Here is a 12002-nt window from a genome sequence, read left to right as displayed (position 1 = left end):
GCGCCCCGCCGGAGTCCGGCGGGGCGCCCTGGTCGTGCCGCGGGGTCCGGTCAGCGGATCTCGTACGCGCTGTGCACGGTCTGCGTGACCGAGCCTCCCTCCTTGTTCTGCGCCGTGATGCGCAGGGTCGCGGCGGTGTGCAGTGCCGCCTCGTCCTTGATGTTGGTGACCGTGGTCGTCCAGGTGCCGTCGGCGTTGCGGGAGACGGGGAGGGTCGTCCATGTCGTGCCGTCGTCGAAGCTGACCTCGGCCTTGAGGGTCCTCACGGCGGGGCCGCCGACGGCGCTCACGGTGACCTGCGTCGTGGGCGAGCCCGAGGGCACGCCGTTGCCGTTGCCGTTGTCCAGGCCCTCCGGCCGGATGCGCAGGGAGTTGAGCGGCAGGTCCTGCGCCATCTTGCCGTGGGTGTGGCGCGAGAGGAACGTCCAGTCGGTGGTGACGTGGCCGCTCTTCGGCAGGGGCCAGCCGTCGCGGGTCTGGTCGAGGGTGAGGGTGTACGTGCCCTTGGCGGACGGGAGTTGGGCGGTGAGCGCCGGTACCGCGTCCACGCCCTCGAAGGACGCGATAGGGGTGCCGTCCTGCTGGGACAGGGTGAGGGCGCTGCTGCCGCTGGAGACTCCGCGGCGGCCCGGGGTCGGGTCGGCCATCATGTTCGGCACGGTGACCGTCGCCGTGTCGCCCTGGCGCACCGCTTCACCGGAGGCGATCACCGGACCGAAGGCGGAGTTGCCGAAGGCCTCCTGGTAGCCGTCGGTCAGCGGCCGGATGTCGATGGTGCCGTACACCCCGCCCGTGTAGCTGTTCATGCCGATGATGCGGTCCCACTGCAGGCCGGGCTCGGCGTTCTCCACGTAGTGCGTGAAGTTCGCGCCCGACGCGATGGTGGACCGGATCAGCCGGACGGAGCCGGAGCCAGGGTAGACCGGTCCCATCTGGAGGGCGATGCCCTGCGAGACCAGGGCGGTGCCCCGGTACGCCGACTTGGTGTGCGTCAGGGTGGCGAGGCTCGCGTGGTGCGCCAGGTCCGCGGGGACCTCGCCCTTGCGGACGTCCAGGGTGTCCGCGCGCCAGTTCTGCGTGACGCTCTTGGAGCCGGGGATCAGCGTCGAGTGGTGGTGGAAGACCAGGCCGGGGGCCTTCGCCGGCGGGACCATGGTGACCGTCGTGGGCGACACACTGGTCTGCCAGTCGACCTCGATGTCGCCGATCCGGCGGTTCAGGTCCAGGGTCTGCTGGGTGAGTTTCGCGTTCGGGTCGTCGTCCAGTACGGCATCCAGCTTGGACGTCGTACGGGCGTCGACGGTGACCGTCTGGGTGCCCGCCTTCACCGTCACCGGGACGTTCGCCATCACGGCCACCGACTTGCCGGTGAGGTCCTTGATGCGCAGGTACACCGGCATCGTGTACTTGCCCGCGGGCAGATGGACCGTGCCGGTGCCCTCGGGCGCGATGACCGCGTCCGCCTCACCGGTCTTCATGTTGATGATCGACCAGGCCTGGTCCGGGACCGGACTGCCCGCGAAATCAAGGAAGTTGACGGTGACGTCGCCCGCCTCCGGTTCGATGTACGCGCCGAGGACCGTGCGGACCGTCTGGCCGCCGCCCCGCGCGGTGAGGGTGCCGCTGTACGCACCCGGCTTCGTACCCCTGCCGCCGATCTCCAGCCGGACGCTCGCCGAGCCGTGCGCGGGGACCCGGACCGAGCGGTCGTCGGTCCTGATCGCCGGTGCGTCCTCGGAGAGTCGGAGGGTCACTGTGCGAGCGGAAGTGTTGGTGTAAGTCACCGTCTTCGTAGCCGACTTGGTGCCGTACTTGACGTACGTGCTGGTGTTCGCCGGGTCCGCCGTGATGGTGGACTCCACCGCTGCCGCCACGTCGAGCTGGCCCGCACCCGTCTGGAACGGGGTGTACGAGTCCGCCGAGGCGGACCCCGTCAGCACGTCCTTGAGCCGCGCGCCGCTCCAGGTCGGGTGCTCCTGGGCGAGGATCGCCGCCGCGCCCGCCACGTGCGGGGTCGCCATGGAGGTCCCGGAGGCCGCCTCGTAGAGGTCGTCGACCGGGGTGTCCAGGTTGGTGCCGGCCGCGCGGGCCGCGATGATGCCGACGCCGGGGGCCGCGATCTCCGGCTTGACGCCGTAGTCGCCGATACGGGGGCCGCGGCTGGAGAAGTCGGCGAGGGCGCCGGTGGAGTCGACGGCGCCGACCGTGAGCGCGGAGTCCGCGCTGCCGGGGGAGCCGACCGTACGGTCGCCCTTGCGGCCGTCGTTGCCCGCCGCGATCACGAACAGTGCGCCCGTCGACTGCGACAGTTCGTCGACTGCCGCTTCGAGGGGGTCGGTGCCCTGGGTGTCCGTACCGCCCAGCGACATGTTGATGATCTTTGCCTTGGCGTCCTTGGCCGCCCACGCCATACCGGCCAGCACGGTCGAATCCGTGCCCTGGCCCTGGGAGTTGAGGACCTTGGCGATGGCGAGCGAGACGCCCGGCGCGACCGAGGGGTGCTTGGTGCCGCGGCCCGCGATCGTCGAGGCGACGTGCGTGCCGTGGCCGTTGCCGTCCTTCTCGTCGGTGCCGGTGAAGTCCTTCGATGCGACGATCGCACCCGCGAGGTCGGGGTGGGTGGTGTCCGCGCCGGTGTCGACGACGGCCACCGTGACGCCCTTGCCGGTCAGGCCCTTGGCCCACGCCTTGTCGGCGCCTATCTGCTTCGTACTGGTCTCGTCGAGCGTCCGGCGCCTGCCGTCCAGCCAGAGGTGGCCTTCGCCCTTGAGGGTCTGCGACCAGACCGTGTCCAGGTCCGCCTTCTTCACCGCGCCGGTGGTGAAGCCGACCGCGGGCAGTGAACGGGCCGCCGCGGGGCTGGACTTGGGTGCGCCGTCCGCGATCAGCGGGAGAGTGGTGCGGTCCTTGTCCCCGTACTTCATCGACAGCAGGCCTGTGACGTCGAAGAGGCGCGGGTCCACGCGCTGTTCGGCGATCAGCGGCTGTGCGTCGGCGGGGGTGACGGAGGTGTGGCCGTCCTTGCCCCGTACGGTCGCGAAGGGGAGGGACTCGCGGCCTTCCGCGGGCTCGACGGAGGTCAACTGCCTGCCGTCGGGGCCGGGGTAGACGGTCACCTTGTCCCCCGTGACCAGGGTGACGGTACGGCCGCCGGTGAGGCCGGCGGGTATCTCCTGGGACGTGGTCGCGGTCGCGGTTGCGGCTGTGGTCGCGGAGTCAGGTGGGCCGGCGGCTGTGGCGATGCCGGGCGGGAGCGCCGTACAAACGGCTACGGCAGCCAGTGCCGCACGCGCGAGGGGTCTCAAAGCGTCCTCCGTGGACAGGTTCAGGGGGCACAGACCCTGCCATGCGCCCCGACCTCCACCGCGCGTCCGCGGATGGCGGTTTGCCGCCCTGGCGGATTTCCGCCGCGTGCGTCTTTTCCCTCGGGGTGAAACATTCCCGGGGGTCCGCCGCATCAGATAGATGTAGGGCCGCACAGGGGCCGTACAGGGGGAGGACAGAAAGCGTATGAGGCGACAGTCCCGCACGGACGACTTCCGCGAGTTCGCGGCCGGGCGGGCCGGCCATCTCTACCGGTCTGCCTGTCTGCTCACCAGCGGCGACACCCACCTCGCCGAGGACCTCGTGCAGGAGACGCTGGGCCGGATGTACGCCCTCTGGGGGCGGATCGCGCGGATCGACAACCCGGCGGGCTACGCCCAGACCGTTCTCGTACGGACCTTCCTCGCCCACCAGCGGCGGCGCTCGGCCACGGAGCGCCCGGTCGGCCAAGTGCCCGAAGGGGCGGCGGCCGGCGACGACCCCGCGCTGCGGGTGGCGCTGCTCGATGCGCTGGCGCGCCTCGCGCCGAAGGACCGGGCGGTGGTGGTGCTGCGGTACTGGGAGGACCGGTCCATCGAGGAGACCGCCGACGCGCTGCACGTCAGCTCGGCCGCCGTACGGACGCGTGCGGTGCGAGCGCTGGCCAAGCTGCGTGAGCAACTCGGCGGCAGTCTGTCGGAGTTCGCCGCACTCTGACCGCGACCGCGACCGCGACCGCGACCGCGACCGCTCCTGACTCTGAAGCTTTCATTTCGTATCTACGCGAATGGGTAGGTTTGCCATGCCATTTGAAGACGAGCTCGGCGAGTCGCTCCGCCGCACCGGGGAGAGTTTCCGCCCCGACGACTCACCCCACCTGGTCGAGGCCGGCCTGCGCCGAGGCCGCCGTACCGTACGGCGCCGGCGCACGGCGGCCGTCACCGGAAGCGTGGTCGCGCTGGCCCTGGTCGGGTTCGGCGGGGCGTACGCAGGCGGGCTGCTCGACAGCGGTGGCGCGGGCGGCACGAAGGGTGTTTCGGTGGCGGGGCCGTCCAAGCCCACGCCGCTCGCGGTCACGGGCGATCAGATGGTCTCGACTCTCAAGTCCCTTCTCCCGGGCGGAGAACTCACGCAGACGGAGGGGCGCGGAACGGAGAGCGAGCTCCCTCCGGTGGCGTACGGGGTGTTCGACGACGGCAAGGGCAAGGGTGCGATCTCGCTGGGTGTGGACCGGATCGACCCTGCTTCGGTCGCGGCGTTCAAGGAGGAGTCCGCTTGTCAGAGCGCGACGCAGGACACGCGGGACTCCTGCACGGCGGAGACGCTGCCCGACGGCTCCTGGCTGAAGATCTACAAGGGGTACGAGTACCCGGACCACCGGGCCGAGACCAAGGACTGGACCGCCACGCTGGTCACGCCCAAGGGCTACCACGTCGACGTCAGCGAGTGGAACTCCGCTGCGGAGAAGGGGGCCCCGATCACCCGGCCCGAACCGCCCTTGTCCTCGGCCCGGTTGAAGGCTCTCGTCACGGCGAAGGAGTGGAAGCCGATCCTGGCGGCGCTCAAGCTGTCGGGCAAGCCGGCCGACGGGGGGACCCCGGGGAAGGTTGAGGGCGAGCCGGGCGCGGTGTCCGTCGAGAGGGCGCTGATCAAGTCGCTGCCCTTGAACCTGAAGGTCGCCGGCAAGGGGGGCCAGGACGGGTACGCCTTCGTGGTGGTCGACGACGGGAAGGGTGCGAGCTTCGTCCAGATCAACGTCCAGCGGAACATGTCCGACGTCACGCCCCGGGGCGATGTCACGACGCTGCCCGACGCCACTGTGCTGGGGCTGAGCAAGCAGGCGGGCGAGAAGGGGGGCGCGGGTGTCGTGCAGTGGACGGCCGACGCGGTGGGGCCCGACGGGTTCCGGGTGGTGATCTCCGCGTTCAACTCCAACAACCAGGCTTCTGCTGCGACCCGGGCGGAGCCGGCGCTGACACTTGCGGCGCTGAAGAAGATCGCCATCGACCCGATGTGGCGCAAGCTCAAGTAGGGGGCGGGGTGCGCCTTGGCCCCCCGGCCGCGACCTTCGGCCGCGTGTCCTCAATCTCCCCCAAGCTCTCGGCTTCGCTCGAGCAGGGGGGACCCCCTTGACGGGCTATTTATAGCCCGTCCGGCGATTGAGGACCGGGGTCTGGGGCGGAGCCCCAGGGCGGGGGTCGTCCTGGGGCTCCGCTCACTTGGCATCCGCGTAGCACGTCACCACCGCCGCCGTGAACGGGAACCGCACCGGTGTCTCGCCGAAGGCGATCCGTCCGGCCGCGTCCCCGGCCTCGCGGATCGCCTTCACCACGGCCTCCGCCTCCTGCTCCGGGCAGTGCACGATCACCTCGTCGTGCTGGAAGAAGACCAGCTCCGCCCGGAGCCCCGCGCCCGCGATCGTCTGCCGCAGCGCCGCCAGCATCAGCAGGGCCCAGTCGGCCGCGGAGCCCTGGACGACGAAGTTGCGGGTGAAGCGGCCCCACGCCCGCGCGTCGTTCGAGGCGTGGCCGGGGACCGTCCCGCCCTGCGACCCGTCCTGCGGAATCCCCGCTTCGTCGTTCTCCTCCGCCCCCGCGGCCCGCGGACTTGTCCGCCCCAGCCAGGTCCTGACGAGGCGGCCCTCCTCGCCCGCCTTCGCCGCGTCGTCCACGTACGCCACCGCCGCAGGGAATCTCCGCCGCAGCGCGGCGAGGTTCTTCAGGCCGTCCCCCGACGTCTGCCCGTAGATCGCCCCGAGCAGTGCGATCTTGGCGTGGTCGCGGTCGCCGCTGAACGCCCGGTCGGAGAGGCGCGCGTACAGGTCCTGCTCGCTCCCCGCGACCTCCATCAGGCCCCGGTCACGCGAGATCGCGGCCAGGACGCGCGGCTCCATCTGGTCGGCGTCCGCCACCACCAGACGCCATCCCTCGTCCGCGACGACCGCCCGCCGGATCACCTTCGGGATCTGAAGTGCCCCGCCCCCGTTGGTCGTCCAGCGGCCGGAGACCGTCCCGCCCGGCTGGTACTCCGGTCTGAAGCGCCCCTCGCGCACCCAGTCCTGCAGCCAGCCCCAGCCGTGCGCGGTCCAGATGCGGTAGAGCTTCTTGTACTGGATGAGCGGTGCCACCGCCGGATGGTCGATCCCCTCGATCTCCCATCTCCGCGTCGACTTGATTCTGATCCCGGCCTGCCCGAAGGCCTTGATCACATCGGCGGGCAGCTCAGGACGCACCCGCCGCCCGAAGGCCGCCGACACCTCGTCCGCGAGCTCCGCCATGCGGCGCGGCTCGCCCCCGCCCGCGTACCGCTCGCCAAGGAGTTCGTCCAGGACGCTGCGGTGGACGTCCGCGGACCAGGGCAGACCGGAGACCCTCATCTCGGCGGCGACGAGCATCCCCGCCGACTCGGATGACGTCAACAGCCGCATCCGGTCCGGGTGTTGGGCCGCATCGTGCCGACGCAGCTGGTCCGCGTACACCTCCAGGAGCGCGTCGAAGGGGACGGCGACCGGCTGCGGTTCGAAGAGGGAGGACTGCGAGCCCGGTTCGGCGGAGCGGGGCGGCGGATCGGGCGGTACGGGGCGATCGTGCAGCCGCGCCCAGGCGGCGGCGGCCGAACGCGGCTCGCCCAGGCGCCCCTCGTGGCCGAGCAGCAGGAGCTCCGCGTCCTCGATGTCGTAACACCGCTCGACGCGCACCCCGGCGGCGAGCAGCCGCGGATAGATGTCGTACGTCGAGCGCCACACCCAGCGGCCCACCCCGGGGCGGGAGCGGACCGCCTCGACGAGGTCCGGCTCGTACAGGACGGGGCCCGCGGGCAGCCCGCCGGGGCCGAGGGGTGCGAGCTGTGCCCCGCCGCCCTCGACCGCCGCGACGGCCCAGCGCTCGATCATGCAATCGAGTCTGGCACCCGCCACTGACAATCGGCCGGACCGCTAAGCCGGACCGCGCAGCCGGACCGCGCAGCCGGACCGCTCAGCCGGATCCCTCAGGCAGCAGCGCGGAAGCGTGCCGCCGCCTCACCCCGCGAGCCGACCGCCAGCTTGGTCAGGATGTTCGCCACATGGAACTTCACTGTCGACTCGCTGATGTGCAGCTCCTCGGCGATCGCCCGGTTGCGCTGCCCCTGCGCCAGGTGTCCGAGCACTTCCAGCTCCCGTGTCCCCAGCTCGCCCAGCGGATCGACGGCCGCGGGCGCCGGCGTCCCCAGCGGGACGACCGCCGTGACCGTCGTCCCCCATCCCGGCACCGCGTCGATCGTCACCCTGCCGCCCACCGCGCCCAGCCGTTCGGTGACCCGGTGCACGGAGAGCGAGCAGAACGAGAGCTCACCGGGGCCGTCGTCCCTTACGGTCGCGCGCAGTTCGTTCCCCGCCACCTGCCAGCCCACATGGATGCGCTGCAGCGGGGCCTGTTCCAGGACGGCCAGCACGACCGCGCGCCCGACGGCCCGCAGCGCGTGCGCCTCGTTGGCGGGGACCGGGCGGCCCGCCTCCTCGACCGGAGGCCCCAGTTCCAGCCGTACGGGACTGTGCCGGAGCAGTGGGGCCAGGGAGTCCGCCAGCCGCGCGAAGGCCTTGTCCGCGGGCTCCTCGGTGAGCGCCTTGTCGCGCTCGGCCTCGGCCCGCTGTTCGAGGAGGGCGGTCACCGCGTAGTCCGTGGCGCGCGCCCTGGCCGTCCTGTCGTCCAGTTCCCGGCTGCGCAACACCCCGAGCAGCCCGGTCAGCGCGGCCGCGTGCGCGTCCCCGAGCTCGGCGATGATCCGCGCCCGCTCGGACGCGGTGGCCCGGGAACGGGCCATGTTCACCGGGATGGCCTCCGTCGTGAACCGCTCGGAGTGAGCGGTGACGATGTCCCAGAGCGCCTGTACGTCGTCGAGCCCGGCCACCGGCGCACCTTCGTCCCGTACGAGAACGAGCGTCGCCCCCTTGGGCGTCCTGTCGCTGGCGACGACGAGCACCGGGCGCTCCTGCCCGCCGATCAGGGCCAGGCCCTCCCAGGGCGCCCCCGCCGTCGCCGAGGCGGCGATCCGGTCCATCTCGCCGCCGGTGATCCGGCCGGTGACCGCGGGATCGCCGTACAGCTTGAGCGGTGTGTGCGTGCAGTGCGGGGACAGCTCGGCGGCGGTGTGGTGCGGCACGAGCCCGGCCACCGCGGCGGAGATCTGTCCCAGCATGTCGCCGAGAGGCGCTTCGACGACGGCCACGACGGAGGCGAGCGTGATGCGGTCCATGCGCTCCAGCCTACGGTCGGGGCCCGGCCTGGGCCCTGGCCTTCCGGACAGGTGGAACTGTCCGAAAGGCGGGCCGGTCCGTGAGCGGCGACGATCAATGCTGGGACCTGCACCCATCACACCGGGCCACACGGAGGCACAGCATGGAAGCGATCGTTTTCGAGGAGTTCGGCGGTCCTGAGGTCCTGCACCTCAAGGAGATCGACGAGGTGCACGCGGGTCCGGGGCAGATCCGTGTCAAGGTCGCGGCGGCCGGCGTCAATCCGGTCGACTACAAGATCCGTCACGGCTGGATGCAGGCCGCCTTCCCGACCGAACTCCCCGCCACCCCCGGCCTGGAGGTGGCCGGCACGGTCGACGAGATCGGCGCGGGCGTCACCGGTGTCGCGGTCGGCGACGAGGTGCTGGGCTGGAGCGAGACCGGCTCATACGCGCAGTACGCACTCGCCATTGAATTCGCCCCCAAGCCCGCCGGTCTCGCGTGGGAGACGGCGGTCGCCCTGCCCGTGGCGGGCGAGACGGCCCAGCGCGTACTGGACCTCCTCGCCGTCCGCGAGGGCGAGACGCTGCTGGTGCACGGCGCGTCCGGGGCGGTCGGATCGGTCGGCGTCCAGCTGGCGGTGGCGCGCGGGGTGAAGGTCGTCGGCACGGCGTCGCCCGCCAACCACGAGGTGCTGCGCGCGCTCGGCGCGATTCCGGTCGCGTACGGGGAAGGACTGGCGGAGCGCGTACGGGAGGCCGCTCCCCAGGGTGTGGACGCGGTCTTCGAGGCGGCGGGCCACGGGGACCTCCCGGCCCTGATCGAGGCGCGCGGCGGGGCCACGGACCGTGTCGTCACGATCCTGGACCCGATGTCGGCGGCGGAGCACGGGGTGGTCTTCACCGGGGAGTCCACCGCCGACCGGTCGGTGGGCCTGGCAGAGCAGGCGCGTCTCGTCGCGGACGGAAAGCTGAAGGTGCAGGTGGCGGAGGTGTTCCCGCTCGCACTCGCGGCCAAGGCACAGCAGCTCAGCGAGGAGGGGCACGGGCGCGGGAAGCTGGTCCTGAAGCCGTAGGCGCAGACCCGGCTACAGGCCTTGCCATGATCGGCGAGCTGCGCCGAGGATGGCGCCATGCCGACCTTCACCGCGCCCGACGGGACCGTCCTCGCCCACCACACGGTCGGTGAGGGCGAGCCCCTGCTCTGTCTGCCCGGCGGCGCCATGCGCGCCTCCGCCTACCTCGGCGACCTGGGCGGTCTCGCGTCCCACCGGCGGCTGGTCCTGCTGGATTCGCGCGGCACCGGCGACTCGTCCTTCCCGGCCGACCCGGCGACGTACCGCGTCGACCGGCAGGTCGCCGACGTCGAGGCGCTGCGCGCACACCTCGGACTGGAGCGTGTCGACCTGCTCGCGCACTCGGCCGCCGGTGATCTGGCACTGCTGTACGCGGCCGCGTACCCGCAGCGCGTCAACTCCCTCACCCTGGTCACCGCGCGGGCCCGCGCCCTCGGCGTCGACTTCACCGTCGGACACCGCCACGAGGCGGCCGACCTGCGGAAGTCCGAGCCCTGGTACGAGGGCGCCCGCGAGGGCTTCGACCGGATCTGGGACGGGACGGCGGCGGACGCCGACTTCGACGCGGCTGTGCCCTTCTTCTACGGCCGCTGGGACGCGGCGGCCCAGGCGCACGCCGCGCACGAGGTCGAGCAGACCAACGAGGAGGCCGCGGACGCGTACGCCGCCGCCGGAGCCTTCGACCCGCTCGCGGATCTCTCCTCCCTGACCGCACCGGTCCTGCTGATCGCAGGCGAGGTGGACAGCGGACCGCGCCCCCAGGTCGCCGCCGCGATCGCCGAGCTGCTCCCCACATCCGAACTGACCGTCCAGCCGGGCGCCGGCCACTTCCCCTGGCTGGACGACCCCGCCTTCTTCACCCGGACCGTCACGGAGTTCCTCGACCGGGCGGCAGCAGCTTCCCTCTGACATCGGGGCCGCCGGGGCCGCCGGGCTGTTGTACGTGCGCCGCGTCCGCCGCCGCCGTCCCGTGCTCCCAGCCCTCGTAGTCCGTCGCGCCGCGTACCCGGGTCGTGGTCGTCCGCGGGAACATCCGGTCCGCGTTCGCCTCCACCGCCACGTCCCTGGCGGCCAGCACGGGGAGGAGGCTGCCGTCCGCCTCGGCCGCCGTGACCTGCTCGGTCGTCTCCGTCAGACGCTGGCCGAGCCTGCTCGCGTACGCCATCAGGAAGGACTGGCGGAACGTTTTGGTGCGCTTGCGGCCGCCTGCCCGCTGGCCCGCCTCCGCCCTGGTCATCGCCGCCGTGCCCTGGACGAGGAGCGAGGTGTAGAGCAGCTCCGTCACCTCCAGGTCGGGTTCGAAACCGACGACCGTACTGAAGGAGCAGGCCCCGTTCCAGACGGCGCGGCAGCGGTTCGCGGTCGCCACCGCGTCCAGCAGGATCGCCTTCGCCGTCTCGTACGGTGCGTCGACGCCGATGCGGCAGGCGGTGGGCGCGTCCGGGTCATGTGCGTGCGCGGAGAGCCGCGCCTCGTCGATGCTGTGCCGCGCCATGAGCTCCTGCGCCTTGGCACTGAGCGCCTCGGCCTCCTCGGGGAACCCGGTCGCCTCGGCCTTCGCGAGCAGCGCCCGGATCCGGCCGAGCATGCGCGGTTCGGCGTGATGGTGCGGCTGCTGTACGTGGAGAGGCGTGGCCCCCGGCGCCGGGCCGACAGGCTCGATCGAGGGGAGGCGGAGCAGCAGCCGGTAGAGCTCGAGGAGCGCCGTGGACCGGGAGAAGCGGTCGCTCGCGCGGTACGGCGCGGGGTCGACGGAGTCCAGCTGGGGCTGCCAGCGGGGCGGGAGGCGGTCGTAGCCCCGTACCTCCGAAATGATCAGTGCGGCGAGCAGCTGTCCATGGCCGGGCTCCAGGTCGCGGCGGACGATCCGTACGAGATCGGCAGGCTCCCAGCCCCGCGCCCAGGCCAGCCGGACGAACTCCTCGCCGCGCCGGCCGAGCGCCTCGTCGGCCGTCGGATCGGCGGCGAGGAGGGAGGCTCCGGTGTCCAGGCCCTCGACGCCTTCGGAGTAGAGCGCGGCTGCGAACGCCTGGTCGATCACCTTGTGCATAAGGCAAGGGTAGGGCTGGGCCTACCTCGCAGACGCCCGCTGGTGGTCGTGATCGGGGGCCGCTGCGGCGGTTGGATTTGGGGCATGGACACAACTGCCGTACGGCTCACCGCCGTCCGTCGCGTCTACCGCGACGTCACCGCCCTGGACGGGGTCGATCTCGACTTCAGGGCCGGGACCTTCACCGCTGTCATGGGGCCCTCCGGGTCGGGGAAGTCGACTCTGCTGCAGTGCGCGGCCGGGCTCGACCGGCCGACGTCGGGGGTGGTGGAGATCGGCGGCACACCGCTGACCGGTCTGAGCGAGCGCCGGCTGACGCTGCTGCGGCGGGAGCGGATCGGCTTCGTCTTCCAGGCGTTCAA

9 protein-coding genes are annotated in these 12002 nt (G+C 72.1%); 5 read left to right on the top strand and 4 right to left on the bottom strand.

Annotated elements, in window-relative coordinates:
- Positions 1-50: 50 nt before the first annotated feature.
- The gene (locus J0695_RS08265) at positions 51-3305 is read right to left on the bottom strand and encodes a S8 family peptidase (protein WP_206961214.1); all 3255 of its coding nucleotides are present in this window, start codon (positions 3303-3305) and stop codon (positions 51-53) included.
- A gap of 205 nt (positions 3306-3510) precedes the next feature.
- Between J0695_RS08265 and J0695_RS08260 the strand changes: the two genes are divergently transcribed.
- Both J0695_RS08260 and J0695_RS08255 read left to right on the top strand, forming a co-directional pair.
- Positions 3511-4020 (top strand): SigE family RNA polymerase sigma factor, encoded by a 510-nt coding sequence (locus J0695_RS08260; RefSeq protein ID WP_206961213.1) that lies wholly within the window; start codon positions 3511-3513, stop codon positions 4018-4020.
- 85 nt (positions 4021-4105) lie between these two features.
- Positions 4106-5335, top strand: a complete 1230-nt coding sequence (locus tag J0695_RS08255; protein WP_242552371.1) for a hypothetical protein — start codon at positions 4106-4108, stop codon at positions 5333-5335.
- A gap of 183 nt (positions 5336-5518) precedes the next feature.
- Here the strand turns inward: J0695_RS08255 and J0695_RS08250 are convergent, their stop codons facing one another.
- Together J0695_RS08250 and J0695_RS45125 are read right to left on the bottom strand one after the other, a co-directional pair.
- Positions 5519-7195, bottom strand: coding sequence for a bifunctional 3'-5' exonuclease/DNA polymerase (locus tag J0695_RS08250; protein ID WP_206961211.1), 1677 nt, complete (start codon positions 7193-7195; stop codon positions 5519-5521).
- Positions 7196-7290: 95 nt separating this feature from the next.
- Positions 7291-8535 (bottom strand): helix-turn-helix transcriptional regulator, encoded by a 1245-nt coding sequence (locus tag J0695_RS45125; RefSeq protein WP_206961210.1) that lies wholly within the window; start codon positions 8533-8535, stop codon positions 7291-7293.
- Positions 8536-8678: 143 nt separating this feature from the next.
- Between J0695_RS45125 and J0695_RS08240 the strand changes: the two genes are divergently transcribed.
- Both J0695_RS08240 and J0695_RS08235 read left to right on the top strand, forming a co-directional pair.
- A complete protein-coding gene (locus J0695_RS08240) occupies positions 8679-9590 on the top strand; it encodes an NADP-dependent oxidoreductase (RefSeq protein WP_206961209.1) in 912 nt (303 codons plus the stop codon).
- Positions 9591-9647: 57 nt separating this feature from the next.
- Positions 9648-10499, top strand: coding sequence for an alpha/beta fold hydrolase (locus tag J0695_RS08235; RefSeq protein ID WP_206961208.1), 852 nt, complete (start codon positions 9648-9650; stop codon positions 10497-10499).
- Here J0695_RS08235 and J0695_RS08230 read toward each other — a convergent pair.
- A complete protein-coding gene (locus J0695_RS08230; protein ID WP_206961207.1) occupies positions 10459-11640 on the bottom strand; it encodes a DUF2786 domain-containing protein in 1182 nt (393 codons plus the stop codon). The two genes, J0695_RS08235 and J0695_RS08230, sit on opposite strands and share 41 nt — an antisense overlap.
- A gap of 84 nt (positions 11641-11724) precedes the next feature.
- Between J0695_RS08230 and J0695_RS08225 the strand changes: the two genes are divergently transcribed.
- On the top strand, positions 11725-12002 hold a 278-nt coding region (locus J0695_RS08225), incomplete at its 3' end, for an ATP-binding cassette domain-containing protein (RefSeq protein WP_206961206.1).

The sequence above is a fragment of the Streptomyces beijiangensis genome (assembly GCF_017315755.1).
Classification (GTDB): Bacteria; Actinomycetota; Actinomycetes; order Streptomycetales; family Streptomycetaceae; genus Streptomyces; species Streptomyces beijiangensis.
This window is presented reverse-complemented; position numbering and strand designations above follow the sequence as displayed.